The organism is Runella rosea (genome assembly GCF_003325355.1).
GTDB lineage: Bacteria > Bacteroidota > Bacteroidia > Cytophagales > Spirosomataceae > Runella > Runella rosea.
This window is the reverse complement of record NZ_CP030850.1, coordinates 3156063-3175297: the sequence shown is the minus strand read 5'-3', so window position 1 is coordinate 3175297 and position 19235 is coordinate 3156063. Positions and strand designations below refer to the sequence as shown.

Here is a 19235-nt window from a genome sequence, read left to right as displayed (position 1 = left end):
TCCTCAACAGTGAGTAGTGAGCAACCAAAGGCGGGATTTTGCTTTTAGTTACTTCGGATTAATAACTTCTTTTTCAACGCTGACGCCCATGCTCAGAATTTCGGGTAGCGGATCCTGACGCATGTATTGGCGGATTTTGAACGTATATTTTCCTTTGCGCGGAAAACGGTAGCTTTTGAGGGCCAGTACTTTATGGTCAAATAAGTCTCCCAATCCATCGCCCAAAGGTTTTCCGCTTTTTTCGTCCATCAAAATTAATTCATTCAACGCTTCGTTAATGATTTTGTTTTTGTCGTTAAGTAAAAAACGCTTTACATATAGGTTATAGTATGGGTACGCAATGCTGTTGCGCACCAGATAATATACGTTATAGGTTTGGGTCGTGTCGGTGATTTCAAACGTAAACGCAGGCTCGTTTTTGACGTACCACTGCCCATCTTCAATATCTTCGTGGTCTTTATAGACCGAATTGGAATCACAGCTCCCTGCCATAACAAGCAGTGATAAAAACAAGAAATAAGCAGACGTTTTTGCGGCAAGGCGGCGAAACAAATCCATAGTGTATGGTACTGGTTTAAAAAATTATCCTAAAATCTTAATTTTTCGGCGAATCTTCAAAGGTATGGAATCGCGCTCTACGACCAAAATTCCCAAAAAGTATACTAAGCATAACGCCAGATGGTAGGCAAATGATACCCACACATTGGAGATTGTTATCCACGAAGAAAGATAGACTAATACCGCCGCGCTGCCGATGTAACCCAACGCCGACCCGAGTTGGTAAGGCACAGGGTAATATTTTTCACCCAGCCAATAACACATTCCACACATAACCACGCTCGACGCCAAAAATGCCCACGCACAACCCATGTAACCCATGGTTGGAATCAGTAGAATATTGAGCACTACGGTCAAAATCGCGCCTACGGTAGTGATGAGTGTACCGAATTGAGTCTTATCGGTGAGCTTGAACCAAAAGGCCAAATTGTAATAAATGCCCAAAAACAGGTTGGCTAACAACAAAATCGGAACAACAGAAAGTCCCACGCGGTAGGCTTTGGACAACATATAATGCCCGATAATATCCACGTTTAAGCTAACGCCCACCCACAATACTACGCACACGATGACAAACCATTTCATGACAGAAGCTAAAAGATTAGGGGCGTTTTTGTCCTCGGCCTGCGAGAAAAAGAACGGATCGGCGGCGTATTTGAAAGATTGCACAGCCAACGACATAAACACCGAGAGTTTGTAACAACTGCCATAAATACCGAGGGCATCTTCTGACGTTAGATTTGGATAAAAACCCGCAGGAAGCAAATGACGCAAAAACCAACGGTCGGCCATTTGATTGACGGTGCCCGCCAAGCCCAAAATCAGGATAGGATATGCATAGACCCACATCTCGTTGAAAAGCGGGCCTTTCCAAGTGATTTTAAAACCTTTAAATGTATCGCGAAGTAAAAACAGAAAACAAGCGTTGGCAATCAAATTGGCGATGAAAATATACCCCGGCCCGATTGCTGGGCGGTATAAAAATGCACCCAACCACTGCAATGATGGTAGGTATTTTCCCAGCGCAATGTCCCGACAAATCAGTAGAAAAAAGACGTTGAGCAAGACATTGATGATGATGTTTATAATCTTGATTTTAACGAATTGTTTGGCCTTTTTCTCCAATCGCAACCGCGCAAATGGAATGGCAACAATGGCGTCGATGGCCACGATGAGCGCTAAATAAATAATGTTGCTTGACTCACCTGGATAGTCGAGCGCCTCACTTATTTGCGGTGCCAAAACAATCAAAGCCCCCGAAAAAACGATGCTTACCAACGCAATGGCGGTAAGGGCTTGGTTAAAATAATCCTGACGGTGCTGAGGAGAGCGGTTGGCAAAACGAAAAAAGGCCGTTTCCATACCGAAAGTATACACCACATTGAACAACGCTACCCAACTGTACAATTCGGTATTGGACGACAGCTCTCCCGGACGTAGAAAAACGTAGGTATGAAGCGGCACCAAAAACCAATAGATAACCCTGCCCAGTATGCTGCTTACCCCATAAAGTGCCGTTTCGCTGGCTAATTTTTTAAGAACACTCATGCGTTAAATTGATAGTCGACGAAAAGTAATCCGTCATAAACCGGGAATCAAAGATAGAGGGCTTTTGCGGTGTGGAAAAATTGATTTTAAATTTTTGCCAATTAAAAGGAACTCATCAATGCTTTATTGTGCTTAATTTTAAATCGTAAAAGTAAATTTTAAATCCTAGCTGCGGCAAACTGCCCGCAAATCAGATATATGCCAACTCTCTTAGATTTTGTCGGAAATACGCCTCTGGTGGAACTGACACGCATGAATCCCAATCCAAAAGTAAAAATATACGGTAAACTGGAAGGGCATAACCCCGGTGGCAGCGTGAAGGACCGGGCCGCGTACAGCATGATCAAAGGGGCAGTAGAGCGCGGTGAAATACAGCCCGGTATGAAGTTGATCGAGGCCACGAGCGGTAATACCGGTATTGCGTTGGCGATGATTGCACGCCTGTACGGCATTGAAATTGAATTGTCTATGCCAAAGAACTCCACGCGTGAGCGTGTGTTGACAATGGAAGCGTTTGCAGCTACGGTGACATTGACTGAAACCATCGAATCAGCCCGCGATTATGCCGACGAGAAGGTGGCCGAAGGTGGATACCTGATGCTTAATCAGTTTGCCAATCCTGACAATTATATGGCGCATTACCGCACCACCGGTCCGGAGATTTGGCGGGATACCGAGGGGCAAATCACGCATTTTGTGTCATCAATGGGAACTACTGGGACCATCATGGGAACGTCCATGTATTTGAAAGAGCAAAATCCCCATATCCAAATTGTGGGTTGCCAACCTACTGATGGCTCCAGTATTCCGGGCATTCGGAAGTGGCCGATCGAGTATTTGCCCAAGATTTTTGACCCTTCGCGCGTGGACCGGGTGATGGAAGTGTCGCAGGCCGAAGCCACGCAACGGGCGCGTGAGTTGGCCCGTACCGAAGGTATTTTTTCGGGAATGAGCAGTGGCGGGGCGGCTCATTCGGCCATTCAGCTGGCTCAGGAATTGGAAGAAGGCGTTATTGTCTTCATCGTCTGTGACCGTGGTGACCGGTATCTGTCGAGTGAATTGTTTGGATAAAATACCGCAGTCGCGCGACTGCGTTCACTGCTTCTTAATGAATGCGATCAAATCGGCCATTTCCTGAAGGCTAATGGCGTGTTCGAGGCCGTTGGGCATGATGGATTGCTCCGCTTTCTGTATCTTGGCAATGTCTTTTTTCTGAATCACGCTGAGGGTGCCGCCCATTTCGCGGATGGATACGTTGTTGGTGTTTTCCTGAGCGATAATGCCCGCCAGGGCGCTGCCGTTTTTGAGTTCAAGCGTCCAGAAATCGTACATATCGGCAATCGAATTGTTGGGATTGATGATTTCGGTCAATACCGATTGGGCATTTCGGCTGCGTAAAGTAGACAGGTCTGGGCCAAAATTTACGCCTTTTACACCTTCAATTTGATGGCAGGTTGCGCAGTTGTTTTCAAATACTGCCCGACCTTTTGGCTGACTGCCCTTTAGATCCAGCGCGGCCATATATTTCTGCAAAACCGCTTTTCGGTCTTCGTTGACCGACAGTACCTTCCGTGCGTATGCCCGAATATCGACATCGTAGTAATTCATCAACCGAACCATTTGCGGCCAACTCACCACCGACTTTTCGACTTCCTTGGTTTCGATCGCTTTCAGTAATATGTTTATCCTTTCCGGTTTTGACAAAAATACACTCACCGCTTCTTTTTTCAATGCAGGAGAAAAGTCCTTCATTTCGTTCAGCAAAAACCGACAGGTTTGCACATCAGCGGTTTTCCCCAAAGCTCTCAACGCCGCCAACTGAACCGCTTCAGGCTCTTTTTGGTTTAACGCCTGTTGGAAAATAGGTTTCATTTCATCTGAATTCAGCATTGACAGAAACGCAACGGCTTGGGCAAGGAAGGCATCGGCTTTACTCCCCTGCAACGCAAGTGAGGAAGGGGTTTTGAGTGCAGCCTTGGCTTGTGCAATTTTCTCGTCCACTAATTTGCCTTTGGGTAAACCGCTGATTTCAAGTACCTTCAATGATGCCGTGCAAAGTTCGGGAGAGGCCGTTGGGGAAAAGTGAGCCAAGAGTTTCTCTTTTTGGGGTTCGGATAACAAAACCGTTCCCTTCCCTTTTTGAAATTGCCAACGTTTGGCGATGCCGTTGAGCGCGGCGGCCTTCCACGTTTCCGGGTTGGGAGTTTCGGACATGATTTTTTGCATCATTTCCGAAAATACCGCTTTGTTTTCTCCGCCAGCAATGGTTGCGGCTACATTGGCAATGAACTCGCTCGTTTCGGGAGTTGGTTTGTTGGTAAATTCGGCAATGGACAAGTCAAAAATTTGATTTTCTTTTCCCGCAAAGGAAGCAATGCCGGCAAGTCCCGCCCAACGGTCGTGCATGTCCCGTTGCAAAATAGCCAAACGGGCTTTTTCTGACTCGGCTGTTTTGACCAAGCCCAGCGTATTGAGTAACTGAAACCGTACTTTAGCATTTTCGTCATTTTGCAGGGCGAGCAATTCGTTGATTAGTTCTTTCCCAAAAGCTGCATTCAGATACCGTTCCGCTACCCGAATGCCGTTTTCGCGTACACCCGCCGTTTCGTTTTTAAGGGCCTGCACAATGTCTTCTTTTTCAATGGCCTGTACGCCATCCAGCAGCCAGAGAGCATGAGCCTTTGCTTCGGGGAGCTTACTTTTTTTCAGTAATGCGTGCAATGCTGGAACTGCCTCTTTCGCCTGGCGATGCAGCAGCAACCGTTGTGCTGTGCGACGATACCAACTGTTTTCATGGTCGAGCAAGGCGACCAGTTCGGGGGATGATCTTTTGGAGAGATTCAATTTCCCCAACCAATTCATCGGTAGCCCTTTGTTGGGGACGATGCGGTAAATACGCCCTTTGTCGGTGCCGTTGTACAACGCGCCCGATTGCGTAATTTCGTCCGACATCCATTCGGGGTGTTCTACAATTTGGCGGTAATAATCAATGACATACAGCGCGCCATCGGGCCCGACGTAAAAATTAACGGGCCGAAACCAAGCATCTTTTGACGCCAAAAACTCCGATTTTTCATTCAAACGACTCGCTGTAAAACTAGCACCTGCGTCACGCAAAACATCGGCATGGACAAGGTTATGTACCGGTTCGGCAATGAACGTCACGTTATTGAATTTCTCCCCAAACGCCCCACCTCCGTACCACGTAATGCCACAGGAAGACGTAATGACGCCGACGTCGGTCAGCAGTTGGTGATTGGGGGTTTCGGTAATGGGATAAATTTCGGCCGCCTCGCCGTGGTCGGAAATGTTTTGTGTGGCGTTGGGCACTAGCAACGCGGAATTGTTTCTCAGGTAGGTATTTGCCAACACTTCATGGTAAATGTGGTTAGCATTGCTTGTGTAAAAATGATGCCCCCACGCGTCCATGCTGTGCCCGTATTGGGTGCGGCCTGAGAGTTCTTCGAGTTCGTAGCTGTCGGGTTTGAAGCGCACCGCCTTCCCGTTGGCATTGGGCGCTAAACGTGCGGCTGACAGTTTATCGGGAAAGATAATGTCGGTACCTTTGTCACCGAATTCTTTCTTAAAAACAAAGGGCGTCACCGCGCCTTCGTGGCCGAGGTAGATCCAGTTGTCCAGCTCAAAACGCGGCGTATTGAGATTATGTTGGGGATTGGACAGCGCAAATCCCGTAAGCATTTTTTGGCGAATATCGGCTTTGCCGTCGTTGTTGGTGTCTTCCAAATAAAGCACATCGGGCGCATCCGTGACGATGAACCCATTTTTCCAACGCATGATGCCCGTCGGCAGGGTCAACTTATCGGCAAAAATGATGCTTTTGTCGGGGTAGCCGTCGTTGTCAGTATCTTTCAGGAGTTTCACCTTTCCTGAGCCGCTCACATCTAGCGGATAGCCGTGCATTTCCACCACGTACATATCCCCGTTTTCGTCCACTTCCATCGCCACCGGGTCGGCAATGAGTGGCTCGGCCGCAACCATTTCTACGGTAAAACCCTCCATCACGCGCAGCGATTCGAGCGCTTTTTGGTGCTCGGGCGAAAGTTTTGGAGGAGTGGTCGGCTGAAACGAAAAAATCGTCAGCAAACAGACAAGCGCAACATAACGCATGATGCAAGAGGTTTTTTTATTAATTAGCTTAAAATGAATAATGAGTATCGAACTCATTTTCTTTTTTCCTGAACATACTTAGCAACCGTTCCGATGGGAGCAATCCACACACCGTTGGCGGGATTTTGGGCGTATTCGCACAGCTTCCTCAACATCGCAACGCGGGCAGTTTGATTACCTGATTCGCCCACTTCGTGCCCCGCCAAAACGACCCAATGCCCCGTTTTCTTGGCATTTTCGATGATGGGGAGAATTTGTTCAAACTCTTTGCCGTCCATTTCCATGCCCGTCAGTTGGGCCATGTCGCAAAACGTAGGGTCGTTTGGGCCTTCGTCGAGCCAGCCTCGTCCTACTGAAAACAATTCAGCAATGAGCGGAATATAGCTTTTGGTATTTACACCACGCCCCACAAATGTTTGCCCGCAAGGGTACGCAAATACCCTCGGCGTGATGCCCAATTGCTCTTCGAGGGCTTTGTTGGTGCGAATCAACTCACTTTTCATCTTATCGAGGGTGTACTCTTCAAGGGCTTTGGGTTTGGCCCACGGGAAATTTCCGCTGCACGGATGTTGTTCGGTGTGGTTGCCGATTTCGTGGCCGTTGGCAATGGCCTGCTTCCACGCGTCAAGGCGTTTGCTCACGCTCGATGTCAGCACAAAGAAGGTGGCTTTTACGCCGTATTCATCAAACAGCTTGGTTCCCACATCCACCTGACTCAAACGTGCATCGTCAAAGCTGAGACTGAGCGCCACGCGTTTGCCTTCAGGCCAAAAAGCGGGAGTGGCAGGAGGCGTTTGTGCCGCGCTTAAATGGGTTATTGTCAGTAAGATAACAAACGAAAGTAGATAAGATAGGCTTTTCATGAAGAAAGAAAGTATGCTTTCTTAGAAAAGAGGAGAAGTCGAGAAATTACTTAGTTTTGGGGGTGAAATGTTGATGTGGGGAAGATAATGCCAAGAATAAAATTACCAACGGTGCGACGATTCGCTTTTGGCAACAGGAAAACCATCCCATCGAACTGATAAGTAATAAATTTATTGACCAAAAATTGGCCTATATCCACGAAAATTCTGTAAAGGCAAGATTGGTAGATGAGCCATGGGAATACAGATATTCTTCCGCACGAGATTATATGAACAATCAAAAAGGGCTTTTAGAGGTAGAATTGATATGAAATTTACGGACATTTTTTTGCGTCTGCAGCTTTGTAGGCCGTCATAGACGGCTGTTTATATTTAGTACGCAGTGTTCCCTGAACACTACGCACAACGGTGGTAGAGCCGTTACAAACGGCTTTTTATGTTCAGTACGCAGTGTTTAAAGAACACTACGCACAACGAGTGGAATACTAAACCATAATTAAGAAAATGAAGAAGTATATTATCATTATTATTGGAGTCATTATAGCTGTTGTTGTAATAATTGAGCTAACAATTAACTTAATAGGCGTTAATAATACCCCTGATTTAGATGAACAGCTTTATGAAATAGTCTCAAAAAATGAAGATTTATCAAAGCAAATGGGAGTATTTAGAGCAAGTAATGTTGAAGTAAGTAATTTTGTAGATATAGAGAAAGACACTATAACTTTTAACGCTATTTTCTCTGGCAGTAATGCAAAGTTATTTTTCAAGGGAAAAATAAAAAAAAACGAGGATAACTGGAAGATATTATCGCTGTTTATTATTAAAAATGACAATGATAGTGTTCTTATTCCAAGACCATAGGGTGTGACTAACCTTGAAAAAATAGTTACTATGTATTTATTAAGTTCCCCGTTGTACACAATGTTCAAAGAACACAACGCAAAACGGGGGATTTCACAAAAACTTAAAACTCGCCTATCTTCTACATACTTATCTTTAGAATTGTATTAAAAACATAAACGCTATGAAACGACGACAATTTTTGAGCGCAGCAACCACACTACCCCTATTGACCCTTGCGGCATGTGAGAAAAACTTCCCATCTGATCCCACTATCGTGACCGGGAAGGTAACAGATGAAAACAATTTGCCCATGGAAGGGGTAGAATTTCTTTTCTCCGGAAATGCCAGAAGGGGTCTTTCTGTCATCAATACTTTTAGTACTAGAGAGATATCTAATACGTTGGGTAGTTATACTCTATCATATGTTATACCTTCTACTACCGATCAGGCAGAGTTAAAAATAGTAGGTATTTTTAGTATATCTCCAAATCATAGTATGTGGATTTTACAAAATGGAATTTATGAAGAGTTAGGAAATCCCATAAATATTCAAAGAAGTGAATATGGGAAAATAAACACATTTAATTTTCAAATCCGGAAGAAATAATATCCTTCAGGAAGAAGCCTAGCCCATGGTCTGTGGCTTCCCAAACTCTTTACCCTTATTATCGAAAAAGAAAGAATTACTTTCTGCTCGCTTTAAGCCGTTTTTGGTGTTATCACCGCACGGGCGGCCCCGCAACAACCACACTTTCTGCTCGCTTTCACAGTCAAAACTGCAAAAATATCCTATCTGAATACAAGTGCATTCTCCGAAATTTATATCATCGTCAATCGACTTAGCATCAAATAAAAAATAAGTTGTTGGTGATAACACCAACAAAGGCATCGAAACTGTCATTGCTACAACTCTACCGTTGCGTTACAACATTCCAAACACAGGCGTTTTTACTTTCGTACTGCGCCTCTGCGTATTTTCCTGTCTCTTTGACTTGTGCTTGTTGGACTTTTTGCCGCCTACGGTTTCGTCCGCTTCCACTACACCTTGGTCTGTATCCTCCCTAAACTATGTATCCATCATTTTTATTAGCGAGTTAACTACTTCAAACGGTTTAGAGACACAGCCCAAGGATTAAGATTAAAAGCACTTCTTCCCCACATACAAAAAAAGCAGCCAAAAATAAATTTCAGCTGCCGGTATAAAATCATTCTGAACGAATCTTTCTAGACACTAATCATCGCCATTGTCGCTGCTTGTACTTGTGGGGGCTTTGATGATACCGCGTTCGGAATTGCGTATAAAATTTACAATTTCGTCGCGCTCGGCGGAGGGAGCCAATTCCAACTCGATGTGCTCCAGGGCTTCGGTATTGTTGAAGCCGCGCAGATAAATGTAGCGATATACTTCCTGAATTCCGTTGATCTGCTCGTTGCTGAAACCGCCCGCCATCATGTGTGGGCACTGATCTTCACAAACTGCCGCACCGAGCTCGAACCCGCAATAATGGCCCAGTCGATCATGTGGGTGGATGGCCATTTTGGGGTTTTTCAAAAACAACCGCAAACTCGTTTTATCTCTTGTGCTCTGAACAATAGGTAAACTTATCCAATGGTTGCCCTGCTTTCGCATGACCCATTGGATAAGTTAAGTCCCATTCAAAGTTTTTGAATTGATTATAATTATTGTGAGGAAGGCGAGAGATTTTCAATAATTATAAGTACTTCATATAAGTAGCCAAATCTTTATCCCCGCGACCAGATAGGTTAATCACAACCGTTTCGTTAGGGGCCGCTTTCAGGTAAGGCAATACTGCCAAGGCGTGGGCACTTTCAAGCGCAGGAATGATTCCTTCCAACTTGGAAAGCTCCATGGCAGAAGCGATGGATTCGTCGTCGGTAATGGCATAAAACAACGCACGGTGGCTATCGTGTAAATGCGCGTGCATTGGCCCAATGCCTGGATAGTCCAACCCTGCCGAAATAGAATGCGGCTCTACCACCTGTCCGTCTTCGGTTTGCATCAGGATGCTTTTGCTGCCGTGTAAAACGCCAATTTTGCCCAAAAACGTGGTAGCTGCCGACAAGCCCGACGTGATTCCGTGCCCACCTGCTTCGGCGGCAACGAGTTTTACGGACTCATCATCCAAGAAATGATAAAAAGCGCCTGCGGCGTTAGACCCGCCTCCCACGCACGCAATGACGTAATCGGGGAGTTCGGAGCCTGTTTTTTCAAGCAATTGTTTTTTGATTTCTTCCGAGATAACAGACTGAAAGCGCGCCACCATGTCGGGATAAGGGTGGGGACCTACCACTGAGCCGATGATGTAGTGGGTATCGGTAGGATTGTTGATCCAGTGACGCATGGCCTCGTTGGTGGCATCTTTGAGGGTTTTGGAACCGCTGCTTGCGGGACGAACCTCCGCGCCGAGCATCTTCATGCGGGCCACGTTGGGTGCCTGACGCTGAATGTCGATTTCGCCCATGTACACGATGCACTCCATGCCCATCAGCGCGCACACGGTGGCTGTGGCTACGCCGTGTTGACCAGCGCCCGTTTCGGCCACGATTTTCTGCTTACCGAGCCGCTTTGCGAGCAGGATTTGCCCAATGGTATTATTGATTTTGTGCGCCCCTGTATGGCAAAGGTCTTCGCGTTTGAGATAAATGGTGGTGTTGTATTTATCGGAAAGGCGCTGTGCTAAATAGAGTGGCGTTGGGCGGCCTACATAGTCGCGGAGGAGCCCTTGAAATTCCTCCTGGAAGTCGGGTTGGGCGATGATTTTTAGGTAATTATCGCGAAGTTCTTCAACGTTTGGGTACAGCATTTCGGGGATGTAGGCGCCACCGAATTGTCCGTAGTATCCGCGTTCATTGACTTGATAGGCGGATTGATTTTGTAGTGCGGTCATGTGTGCGAATAGTGCTTGGCTCAACTCGCGGGAGCTGAACGTTATTCAAAAGTATGTTTACGCTTCTATTTCTTCCTCTTCTTCAATCGGGCGAATCAACTCAAACAGTTGGCGCAGGGCGTCAATATCTTTCACCGCAGGAGCTGTTTCAAATTTGCTGTTTACATCCAAACCATAGATTTTCGCCTTTAATTCATTGATTTGAACGATATTTTCCAAAGAAAGTCCACCGCTTAGGAAAAAAGGGCGGTCGTTGTCGTAACGATTCAAAATACTCCAGTCAAACGTGATTCCGTTGCCGCCTGGATTGGCTCCTTTGGCGTCAAAAAGGAAGTAGTCACAATGGGGCTTATAGTTATTAAGCATTGCAAAATTAAAGTCCGATTCGATTGAAAACGCCTTGATGATATTGACGCCGCGCATTTTGATGGTACGGCAAAAATCGGGGGTTTCGTGGCCGTGGAGCTGCACGTACTGCAAATCATATTTTTTTGCCATCCGAAGAATATAGTCCGGGTTTGCATTGACAAAAACACCTACTTTTTTGATGGGTTTTGGAATACTTTTTATGAATTCCTCGTCGAGGTTTTCCCCCACAAAGCGGGGCGATTTATCATAAAAAATGAATCCGATAAAATCAGGCTTCAATTCCACTAATTCAGCCAAGTTGGCCGTGTCCCGCATTCCACACACTTTAATTTTCATCATCCGGCTAGTCGGTTAGTTATTGATTACTTGTGAGTTGAAAGCGGCCAATCAGCTCTTTCAACGCCAATCCGGGGTTTTCGGTAACCATAAAAGATTCACCAATCAGGAAACCCTGATAACCCGCCTCCCGCAATTGTAAAATCGTCTCGGCATTTTTCAACCCACTTTCTGATATTTTGACGAAATTATCGGGGATAAGTTGCGCCAATTCCAGAGAAGTTTCAATCGAAGTGACAAATGTTTTCAGGTTTCGATTATTTACACCTACCATATCAACATATTCGCACACACTTTGTTCCAATTCTTCACGGTCGTGTACTTCGAGCAATACCTCCAAGCCCAGTTCTTGTGCTTTACGACCTAGGTGTCGAACTTCGGCGGGCGTTAGGCAGGCGGCAATGAGCAAAATCACGTCGGCACCGATGGCTTTGGCTTCCCACAACTGGTATTCATCAATCATGAAGTCTTTGCGAAGCATGGGCGTCGAAGGATTGGCGGCACGTGCTTTGGCGAAATCGTCAAAAGTACCCCCAAAAAATTCGGTATCGGTCAGCACCGATAAGCCGCAAGCCCCCGCTTCTACGTAACCTTTGGTGACAATTTCGGGCAATACACCATCGTTAATGATGCCTTTGGAAGGAGATTTACGTTTAAATTCCGAAATAACGCCCGAAGCTCCTTCGGCAGTCAGCGCTTGTTTTAGCGACAATGTTTTACGACCGAATAAAGGCGCTTTTTCGAGGTCGGCGGTGCTTACTTTTGATTTAGCTTCGGCTACTTCGATTCGTTTGTGGGCTACTATTTTATCTAAAATGTTCATTATGGTTCAAAAATTCTGCTGACTGCTACTTCAAGCCCTGGAAGAACGCTTGAAGTAAGTATGTCACCTTCTGTATACGGCCTTAGGCCAATGTATTTTCCTTCATCATTCAGTACGTAAACAAAAATTACGTTGTCGTTGGGTTCGACCAACCAATATTCCGTTACTCCGTTTTCTTCATAGACCTGAAATTTGTCGCTCATTTCCTTTTTCGTATGTCCGGGCGATAAGATTTCTATGATTAAATCGGGAGCGCCAATACAGCCTCGGTCGTCGAGTTTATCTACATCACAAATAACGCATATATCGGGCTGAACTACCGTATAAATTTGGTCGTCTTTGCGCTTTTTTCCTTTCAGCGGCGTGAGCCTTACGTCAAAAGGCGCGGTATACATTTCACAAGATTTTCCTTCAAGGTAATTACCGATTGTTAATGATAACTTTCCCGAAATTTTCTGATGCCTTCTGGCGGGCGCAGGCGACATATTGAAGATTTTTCCTTTGATGAGTTCAATGCGCTCGTCAAAAGTCCATTTCAGGTAGTCGGCGTATGTATAAATGCCGTTTGGATCTAAATCGCTGAAGCTGATTTGGCTCATATCAATCTTCGATTAACTTTTTAAAGCAAGCCAACGCCCGTTTACTTTCGAGCGATTCGCGGGCAGCGGCTACGGCGTCGGTCAACGAAAGGGAGGGGTTGGCGGCGTAAAGGGCTAAACCTGCATTGGCCAATACCGCCTGTTTTTGGGCAGAAGTGGCTTCATCGTTCAGTACGTTTAAGAAAATTTTTGCGGAGTCAGCCAAGGTATCACCGCCCGAGAGTTGGGCAGGCGCAAGCACATCTAAGCCGAGGTGAATAGGCGACAAAATTTGCTCATTTTGAGCGGTTATTATTTTAAAATCACCCGTCAAAGACACTTCATCGTAACCGTCTAATGCGTGAACAATCAGATAATGATGGCCAGAACCTTGGTAAAGATAGGCATAAAGCCGCGCTAATTCAAGACTAAATACGCCTACAAGCTGTTTTTTGGTGAACGCAGGGTTCGTCAGGGGGCCCAGCATGTTAAAAAAAGTCCGAATGCCCAATTCTTTCCGGATGGGGGCAATGTATTTCATGGCGGGATGAAACAGCGGGGCGTGTAAATAACAGATATTGGCGGTTTCGATTTTACGTTTTAGGTAGTCGGCATCATTGGAAAATTTAATTCCGAGGTGTTCAAGTACCGTAGAAGAACCGACCAAGCTCGATACACCGTGATTGCCGTGTTTGGCCACTCGTTGCCCTGTTCCTGCCACCACAAAAGCGGATAACGTAGAAATATTAAAAGTGTCTTTGCCGTCGCCGCCAGTGCCGCAAACATCCATCGGGTCAAAGGCTTGTAAATCAATCGAAAGGCATAGTTGAAGCATGGCATCCCGAAAACCTGTTAGCTCCTCTACGGTGATGCCACGCAGGGCAAAAATCGTCAGAAAACTAGCAATTTGGGATGTGTTATATTCCCCTTGACCTATTCCGAGCAGCGTTTGGTAAGCGGTTTGGCGGTCGAGGGTTTGGTAGTTGAGTAAGTGGGTTAGCGTATTTTTCATGCAGCGTATCGAAAAGGCAAATTAGGGATTTTGTTTAATAGCCGCCAAAATTTCAGCGGCACCGTCGCTCAAAAGCAGTTCCGCCAATTGAATGCCGATGTCTTCGGGAGAAGCCGCCGCACCGCTGCGGGTTTGTTTCAGGATTTGACTTCCATCCAAACTTACCACGCCGCCCGTCATCGAGACCATTTCATTTTCTAACGATGCCAATCCAAAGACGGGAACGCTGCACCCGCCTTGCAATCGGCGCAAAAAGGCCCGTTCGGCCAAGAGGCAGGTTTCGGTTTCGGGATGGTTGAGCAACGCGCGTACTTTATCGCGTTTTTCATCTTCCATGTTTTGACTGCACTCAATTGCCACACTTCCTTGCCCAACGGCGGGGGTAAATTCGTCTAGCGAAAGATGCTCAGCAATCAGCCCGTCGTACTCCATGCGGTGAACGCCCGCGTAGGCCAACAAAATGGCGTCGCATTGGCCCTCTTCCAACTTGCGAAGGCGGGTTTGAAGATTGCCGCGCATATCAACGGTGCGAATATGCGGATAAAAATGTTTGAGCATTGCCACGCGCCGGGTAGAAGAAGTGCCTACCACAAATGGCTCGCCGCTACCCAAAGATAAGCTTTGATTGTGGCTGACCAAGACGTCGTTGACACGCTCGCGCTCGGTAAAAGCGATGAGTTGCAGGTCGTCGTCGAGTTCGGATTGTAGATCTTTGGCGCTGTGCACGGCAATGTCGATGCGACCGTCGCGAAGTTGGTCTTCCAATTCTTGGGTAAACACGCCCTTACTCCCGATTTTGGAGAGCGAACGGTCCAAAATTTGGTCGCCTTTGGTATCAATGAGGACGATTTCGGTCGTAAGTCCTCCTTTTTGCAATAGATTTTCGACGTAATAAGCCTGCCAAAGGGCTAAGCGACTGCCGCGCGTTCCGATTTTTATGTGCATTGGTTCATTTAAATTTTCAGTTACCCTTCCGATTGGGCGAGCAATAACGATTTTCTTGCCTCTGCTTTCAGCGTTTCTTTGTCAATAGGCACTACTCCCACGTGTTCGCAGACCAAACCACCGCCAAGGTTTGACAGCTCAGCGACGATGTTTGGCTCAAGCCCCAGCGCTACCGCACAGGCTGCAATGCTGATGACCGTATCGCCCGCACCTGATACGTCGGCAATCTCCCGTTCGTGGGCTGGAATGCGGTGCTGTTGGTCTAAGAAATCAATGTAAACGCCTCGTTCTGATAATGTTACAAACGCGCCTTTGGCGTTGAGTTCATAGCGTAATTTCTTCACTACGGCCCGGAGCTCATCTTCTTTCTTGACATCAAACTCTACTTTCAAACCTTCCTTCAGTTCCTTTAGATTTGGTTTGAAGAGGGTCACGTTTTGGTAGGCCAAAAAGTTGCGTTTTTTAGGGTCAACTACCGTCGGAATGCCGTGTAAATTGGCGAAGTCGGTGATTTCCTTGATGACATTCGGGCACAAAACCCCTTTGTCATAGTCCTGAAAAAGAACCACGTGGCAGTCAGGAATCAGGGCTTTGGCTTTGTCAATCAGTTGAGACTGTTCTTCAAGCGTAATGACTTTGTCGGTTTCGGTATCTACCCGCACCACTTGTTGCGACCCCGCAATGATGCGCTCTTTAACGGTCGTGATGCGGTCGGGACTTTGCAAAATACCGTCAGTACGAAGGCCCCGTTTCTCCAATTCGCCCAGTAAATTTTTTCCTTCGGTATCCTGTCCGATGACGGAGCAAATGATGGGTTCGGCCCCTAACGCATGAACGTTAAGAATTACGTTTCCTGCGCCGCCCAAGCGATATTCACGACGCTGCGCTACCACTACAGGCACAGGTGCTTCGGGCGAAATTCTGTCTACTTTCCCCCAGATATAGGCATCCAACATTACATCGCCCACAATCAGGACGCGTAATGTATTAAAAGAATCAAATAATTGGTCAATAGTCATGAATTGTAGGGTTGACAATGAACACAGGATGTTGGCTTTAGTGTTTTCAACAGCCGCTATGTACTTATCCACTGTCTGTTATTAGTATTAAATAGAAAGCCAGTTTTGTAACATCTCTTTGCCGTGTTCGGTCAGGACCGATTCAGGGTGAAACTGTACGCCCCGCACGTCGTAAGTATTATGGTGGAGTGCCATCACTTCACCGTGTTCGTCTACGGCGGTGATGGTCATGGTGTCGGGAACGGTTTCGCCTACCACCGTCCATGAGTGGTAACGGCCCACCTGAAAGGATTGGGGCAAACCTTTAAACAACGGCTCGGTGGGGTCGATAACGATGGCTTTGTCGCTGATTCCATGCAGTACATCCGACATGTTGTTGAGCGTAGCGCCAAACACTTCGCCGATACCCTGATGGCCCAAACACACGCCCATAATGCTTTTGGTGGGAGCGTAGGTACGGATCAAATCCTGCATAATTCCCGCTTCTGACGGAATGCCCGGCCCTGGCGAAAGCAGAATTTTGTCGTACTGCGCTACGTCTTCGAGCGCGATTTTGTCGTTACGGTGAACCTCCACGTCGTTGTGCAGTTCGCGTAAGATGTAAACGAGGTTATACGTAAACGAATCGTAATTGTCGAGAACAAGAATCTTCATTGCGGATGATATTTCCCGCAAAACTACCCAATTCTATTTGTACCTCAAACCTTCCGTTTCAGATAAGCGTCATAATCAGGCAAAATGCTCTCGTAGGGCTGGCTCATCAGGGGAGACGCGATGATAAAATCGGCGGTGGCACGGTCGCAGGCCATGGGGATGTCCCAAACCGCCACCAAACGCAGTAATGCCTTGATGTCGGGGTCGTGCGGCTGGGCCGACATGGGGTCCCAGAAGAAAATCAATACGTCAATTTTTCCTTCGGCAATCATCGCACCAATCTGTTGATCTCCGCCCAGTGGGCCACTCAATAGGCAGGTAACGGTTGTTTCTAAGGTCACTTGAAGCAGTTTTCCAGTGGTACCAGTGGCATATAACTCGTGCGAAACCAATCGTTCTTTGTTGGCAGAAGCCCATTGAATCAGATCGGCCTTTTTGTGGTCGTGGGCCACCAAGGCAATACGTTTGCGAGCGTTGAGGGTGCGATTTGGCATCTTTTAATTATCATTTTAAGACACGATTTCAAGATGGGCGGGAGCCAATCCCGAAATCGTGTCAATCCTTAAAATCCAATTTTTCCTTTTCGTCCTTTGTGATTTTTACCTTCATAATAGGCGCTTAATTCCTCCAATTCTTTTTCAAACCCTCCCGATAGAATTGGGAAACGACACCACGAACGAGGGTCAAGGTTGAGGTCGTCTAAATGAAAGCTTGGTGCATAGCGTTCGCGTTTCCATTGATTCCGACTCCAAAGTTTGAAAAAACGCTCAACCGACGTAAACAGGACGTCACGAGTGTATCGCTCGGCAAAGCGCACTTCCATGAATCTGAAGCAGTCAATCGGCGATTTTTTGTCGCGAATCGCTACCTTTTCGATGGCGTCCAAGACCTCATAAGGCATCAAATCTTTTTCGTCCGTTTGCATTTTGTGTTGCGGGCGGAGTTCGGCGGTGGGTTGCAGGCTGTTTACTTTTTTGAGCCCTTCAATTCTGATGTTTTTTCCTTTTACGTGGCAACCAATGGTTTCGAGCCAAACCAGCCATTGCCTAAGCCAGAATTTGTCAATTCCCGCAATGGGGCTGATGCTACCAGCGGTGTCGCCGTCCATGGTACAGTAGCCAACCGCCACCTCCGACCGGTTGGAAGTGGCCAATAAAAGGTGTCCGTATAGGTTGGTCAGCAGCCACACGCCCGGGGCACGCACCCGTGCCTGAATATTTTGGAGCGGAATATCATCCTTTTCCCAGGTCAAGTCGCGTCCTATTTGTTGTTCGATTAAATCTTTATAGGATTCAACTAGCCCGTTGATATTGACGTTATAAAAGGTAGAACCGATAGAGTCCGCGAGACTTTTGGCCGATTCCAAGGTATCGGTGGAGCTATTTTCTGTGCCTTGATAAATGCTGTGAATCAGGTGTTTTGCAATGCCTTCTTCGGTGGTCTCTTGCTGGATTTTTTTGATGTAACTCAGCTTTTGTTTAAAAGCGGCCAGACCGATACTTTCATCGGCCAATCGAATCATCAGACCGCACAGTGCTACACAAGCGCACGAATCAGCCCCGCCCGAAAGCGAAACCGTAAAACCCTGGGAGCGCGATTTGCGAAGATAGTCAAACAGCGCCAACGATACAGCCCGCGCAAATTCTTCTTCTTTTAAATAGCCTTCTCGTTCAAAAGGTTCTAATTCAGCTACTTGATAGGCAGGGGCGGCTTCGTGCCATTCAAATGTATCTACGACCTTCCAATTGCCCGTTGGTAGTGCTGATTTGATTTGAGAATGTGACAGGCGGGTTACATCGGTATCAATCACTGCCGACGTAATGTGGTAATCGTGGTAGCCAAAACGCGGACTAGAGGCCAAAAGGGTTCCGTTGGAAGCAATCATGGCATCACCGTCAAAAATAAGCCGTCCCGATTCGTTTCCTAACAGATTGGTGTATACATAACTGCATGAATATGAGCGTGATCCGTCAATAACAAAACGCTCTCTGGTGATGAATTTGTGGAAAGCGAATGGGCTGGCGCTGGGATTTAGAATAATATCGACTCCACGGTCAAAATGACTGCGTCCGGGGCGTTGCGCCACCCAAGCGTCTTCGCAGATTTCAAAACCTATTCGGATACCCGATACATCAAATACCAAATCTCCGAAAGGATAGCTGAAATCCCCGACTTTAACTTCATCGCGCGCGCTAGCAGGCCAGCGGTGAAACCAACGGTCTTCGTAGAAAACGCCATAATTTGGCAAATGCTGTTTGGCAACAAATCCTAAAATCCGTTTGTTGACGATAAAACAGGCGGTATTGTAGATTTTGCTGTTGAATTGCATGGGCAAACCTACCGACACCGCAATGCCCGACGTATGCGCCACGATTTCATGAAGACTTTCGATGGCCTGGGCGAGGGTATTGGGGCTGTAAAAGGCGTCTTCGCATCCATAACCCGTAATACAAAGTTCAGGAAGACATAATAAACTAATGTGTTGATTTCGAGCGTCTTCGATGGATTCTATAATGTATTTCTTATTGTCTTCCCACGCCAAGGGGGTGGTATTGATGGTTCCGGCGGCTACTTTAAGAAGTGGCATGTTGAATAGGTGATTGATTTATGCAAAAATGAGGTTTCCGAACGAGAAAGCCAATGAGAA

Annotated in this window: 18 protein-coding genes and 1 pseudogene; 3 read left to right on the top strand and 16 right to left on the bottom strand. The window is 46.6% G+C overall.

The window, feature by feature from the left end:
- Positions 1 to 48 precede the first annotated feature (48 nt).
- Both DR864_RS13230 and DR864_RS13225 read right to left on the bottom strand, forming a co-directional pair.
- Positions 49 to 558, bottom strand: a complete 510-nt coding sequence (locus DR864_RS13230; RefSeq protein WP_114067430.1) for a gliding motility lipoprotein GldH — start codon at positions 556 to 558, stop codon at positions 49 to 51.
- 24 nt (positions 559 to 582) lie between these two features.
- Entirely contained in the window at positions 583 to 2106 is a 1524-nt protein-coding gene (locus DR864_RS13225) for an oligosaccharide flippase family protein (RefSeq protein WP_114067429.1), read from the bottom strand.
- Positions 2107 to 2304: 198 nt separating this feature from the next.
- Here DR864_RS13225 and cysM point away from each other — a divergent pair, with 198 nt between their 5' ends.
- Positions 2305 to 3177, top strand: a complete 873-nt coding sequence (gene cysM, locus DR864_RS13220) for a cysteine synthase CysM (RefSeq protein WP_114067428.1) — start codon at positions 2305 to 2307, stop codon at positions 3175 to 3177.
- 24 nt (positions 3178 to 3201) lie between these two features.
- Here the strand turns inward: cysM and DR864_RS13215 are convergent, their stop codons facing one another.
- Together DR864_RS13215 and DR864_RS13210 are read right to left on the bottom strand one after the other, a co-directional pair.
- A complete protein-coding gene (locus DR864_RS13215; RefSeq protein WP_162793787.1) occupies positions 3202 to 6234 on the bottom strand; it encodes a PVC-type heme-binding CxxCH protein in 3033 nt (1010 codons plus the stop codon).
- A gap of 53 nt (positions 6235 to 6287) precedes the next feature.
- Entirely contained in the window at positions 6288 to 7097 is an 810-nt protein-coding gene (locus tag DR864_RS13210) for a polysaccharide deacetylase family protein (protein ID WP_114067426.1), read from the bottom strand.
- A 504-nt stretch (positions 7098 to 7601) separates the two neighbouring features.
- On the opposite strand from DR864_RS13210, the gene DR864_RS13200 reads away from it, so the two are divergent.
- Together DR864_RS13200 and DR864_RS13195 are read left to right on the top strand one after the other, a co-directional pair.
- A complete protein-coding gene (locus tag DR864_RS13200; RefSeq protein WP_114067425.1) occupies positions 7602 to 7961 on the top strand; it encodes a hypothetical protein in 360 nt (119 codons plus the stop codon).
- Positions 7962 to 8124: 163 nt separating this feature from the next.
- On the top strand, positions 8125 to 8550 hold the full coding sequence (locus DR864_RS13195) for a hypothetical protein (protein WP_114067424.1): 426 nt from the start codon (positions 8125 to 8127) through the stop codon (positions 8548 to 8550).
- Positions 8551 to 8568: 18 nt separating this feature from the next.
- Here the strand turns inward: DR864_RS13195 and DR864_RS13190 are convergent, their stop codons facing one another.
- The 12 genes and pseudogenes from DR864_RS13190 to nadE form a co-directional block, all read right to left on the bottom strand.
- Complete coding sequence (locus tag DR864_RS13190) at positions 8569 to 8844, bottom strand: hypothetical protein (protein ID WP_114067423.1); 276 nt, start codon at positions 8842 to 8844, stop codon at positions 8569 to 8571.
- 330 nt (positions 8845 to 9174) lie between these two features.
- A pseudogene (locus DR864_RS13180) lies at positions 9175 to 9458 on the bottom strand (acyl-ACP--UDP-N-acetylglucosamine O-acyltransferase); the annotation flags it as partial.
- A gap of 197 nt (positions 9459 to 9655) precedes the next feature.
- Positions 9656 to 10852: a tryptophan synthase subunit beta gene (gene trpB / locus DR864_RS13175; protein WP_114067422.1), complete on the bottom strand. Its 1197-nt coding sequence runs from the start codon at positions 10850 to 10852 to the stop codon at positions 9656 to 9658.
- A 57-nt stretch (positions 10853 to 10909) separates the two neighbouring features.
- Positions 10910 to 11557 carry a phosphoribosylanthranilate isomerase gene (locus DR864_RS13170; protein ID WP_114067421.1) on the bottom strand — a complete coding sequence of 216 codons (648 nt, stop codon included), beginning with the start codon at positions 11555 to 11557 and terminating at the stop codon, positions 10910 to 10912.
- A gap of 19 nt (positions 11558 to 11576) precedes the next feature.
- Positions 11577 to 12380: an indole-3-glycerol phosphate synthase TrpC gene (gene trpC / locus DR864_RS13165; RefSeq protein ID WP_114067420.1), complete on the bottom strand. Its 804-nt coding sequence runs from the start codon at positions 12378 to 12380 to the stop codon at positions 11577 to 11579.
- Complete coding sequence (locus tag DR864_RS13160; RefSeq protein WP_114067419.1) at positions 12380 to 12979, bottom strand: Uma2 family endonuclease; 600 nt, start codon at positions 12977 to 12979, stop codon at positions 12380 to 12382. Before DR864_RS13160 ends, trpC begins: the two co-directional genes overlap by 1 nt.
- A gap of 1 nt (position 12980) precedes the next feature.
- The gene (trpD, locus tag DR864_RS13155) at positions 12981 to 13970 is read right to left on the bottom strand and encodes an anthranilate phosphoribosyltransferase (RefSeq protein ID WP_114067418.1); all 990 of its coding nucleotides are present in this window, start codon (positions 13968 to 13970) and stop codon (positions 12981 to 12983) included.
- A 21-nt stretch (positions 13971 to 13991) separates the two neighbouring features.
- Entirely contained in the window at positions 13992 to 14915 is a 924-nt protein-coding gene (gene hemC / locus DR864_RS13150) for a hydroxymethylbilane synthase (protein ID WP_114067417.1), read from the bottom strand.
- A 20-nt stretch (positions 14916 to 14935) separates the two neighbouring features.
- Complete coding sequence (locus tag DR864_RS13145; protein WP_114067416.1) at positions 14936 to 15934, bottom strand: bifunctional heptose 7-phosphate kinase/heptose 1-phosphate adenyltransferase; 999 nt, start codon at positions 15932 to 15934, stop codon at positions 14936 to 14938.
- Positions 15935 to 16021: 87 nt separating this feature from the next.
- Positions 16022 to 16588, bottom strand: coding sequence for an anthranilate synthase component II (locus DR864_RS13140; RefSeq protein WP_114067415.1), 567 nt, complete (start codon positions 16586 to 16588; stop codon positions 16022 to 16024).
- Between the two features lie 44 nt (positions 16589 to 16632).
- Positions 16633 to 17082, bottom strand: coding sequence for a methylglyoxal synthase (locus DR864_RS13135; RefSeq protein WP_114067414.1), 450 nt, complete (start codon positions 17080 to 17082; stop codon positions 16633 to 16635).
- A gap of 68 nt (positions 17083 to 17150) precedes the next feature.
- The gene (gene nadE / locus DR864_RS13130) at positions 17151 to 19175 is read right to left on the bottom strand and encodes an NAD(+) synthase (RefSeq protein WP_114067413.1); all 2025 of its coding nucleotides are present in this window, start codon (positions 19173 to 19175) and stop codon (positions 17151 to 17153) included.
- Between the last annotated feature and the right edge of the window lie 60 nt (positions 19176 to 19235).

What these genes read in the sequence shown, in the direction of transcription:
- nadE (WP_114067413.1), bottom strand. Translation starts at nt 19,175, where the DNA reads ATGCCACTTCTTAAAGTAGCCGCCGGAACCATCAATACCACCCCCTTG.
- cysM (WP_114067428.1), top strand. Translation starts at nt 2,305, where the DNA reads ATGCCAACTCTCTTAGATTTTGTCGGAAATACGCCTCTGGTGGAACTG.
- DR864_RS13135 (WP_114067414.1), bottom strand. Translation starts at nt 17,082, where the DNA reads ATGCCAAATCGCACCCTCAACGCTCGCAAACGTATTGCCTTGGTGGCC.
- DR864_RS13225 (WP_114067429.1), bottom strand. Translation starts at nt 2,106, where the DNA reads ATGAGTGTTCTTAAAAAATTAGCCAGCGAAACGGCACTTTATGGGGTA.
- DR864_RS13215 (WP_162793787.1), bottom strand. Translation starts at nt 6,234, where the DNA reads ATGCGTTATGTTGCGCTTGTCTGTTTGCTGACGATTTTTTCGTTTCAG.
- DR864_RS13210 (WP_114067426.1), bottom strand. Translation starts at nt 7,097, where the DNA reads ATGAAAAGCCTATCTTATCTACTTTCGTTTGTTATCTTACTGACAATA.
- DR864_RS13160 (WP_114067419.1), bottom strand. Translation starts at nt 12,979, where the DNA reads ATGAGCCAAATCAGCTTCAGCGATTTAGATCCAAACGGCATTTATACA.
- trpB (WP_114067422.1), bottom strand. Translation starts at nt 10,852, where the DNA reads ATGACCGCACTACAAAATCAATCCGCCTATCAAGTCAATGAACGCGGA.
- DR864_RS13200 (WP_114067425.1), top strand. Translation starts at nt 7,602, where the DNA reads ATGAAGAAGTATATTATCATTATTATTGGAGTCATTATAGCTGTTGTT.
- DR864_RS13190 (WP_114067423.1), bottom strand. Translation starts at nt 8,844, where the DNA reads ATGACAGTTTCGATGCCTTTGTTGGTGTTATCACCAACAACTTATTTT.
- trpC (WP_114067420.1), bottom strand. Translation starts at nt 12,380, where the DNA reads ATGAACATTTTAGATAAAATAGTAGCCCACAAACGAATCGAAGTAGCC.
- DR864_RS13145 (WP_114067416.1), bottom strand. Translation starts at nt 15,934, where the DNA reads ATGACTATTGACCAATTATTTGATTCTTTTAATACATTACGCGTCCTG.
- DR864_RS13230 (WP_114067430.1), bottom strand. Translation starts at nt 558, where the DNA reads ATGGATTTGTTTCGCCGCCTTGCCGCAAAAACGTCTGCTTATTTCTTG.
- DR864_RS13140 (WP_114067415.1), bottom strand. Translation starts at nt 16,588, where the DNA reads ATGAAGATTCTTGTTCTCGACAATTACGATTCGTTTACGTATAACCTC.
- DR864_RS13195 (WP_114067424.1), top strand. Translation starts at nt 8,125, where the DNA reads ATGAAACGACGACAATTTTTGAGCGCAGCAACCACACTACCCCTATTG.
- DR864_RS13170 (WP_114067421.1), bottom strand. Translation starts at nt 11,557, where the DNA reads ATGAAAATTAAAGTGTGTGGAATGCGGGACACGGCCAACTTGGCTGAA.
- trpD (WP_114067418.1), bottom strand. Translation starts at nt 13,970, where the DNA reads ATGAAAAATACGCTAACCCACTTACTCAACTACCAAACCCTCGACCGC.
- hemC (WP_114067417.1), bottom strand. Translation starts at nt 14,915, where the DNA reads ATGCACATAAAAATCGGAACGCGCGGCAGTCGCTTAGCCCTTTGGCAG.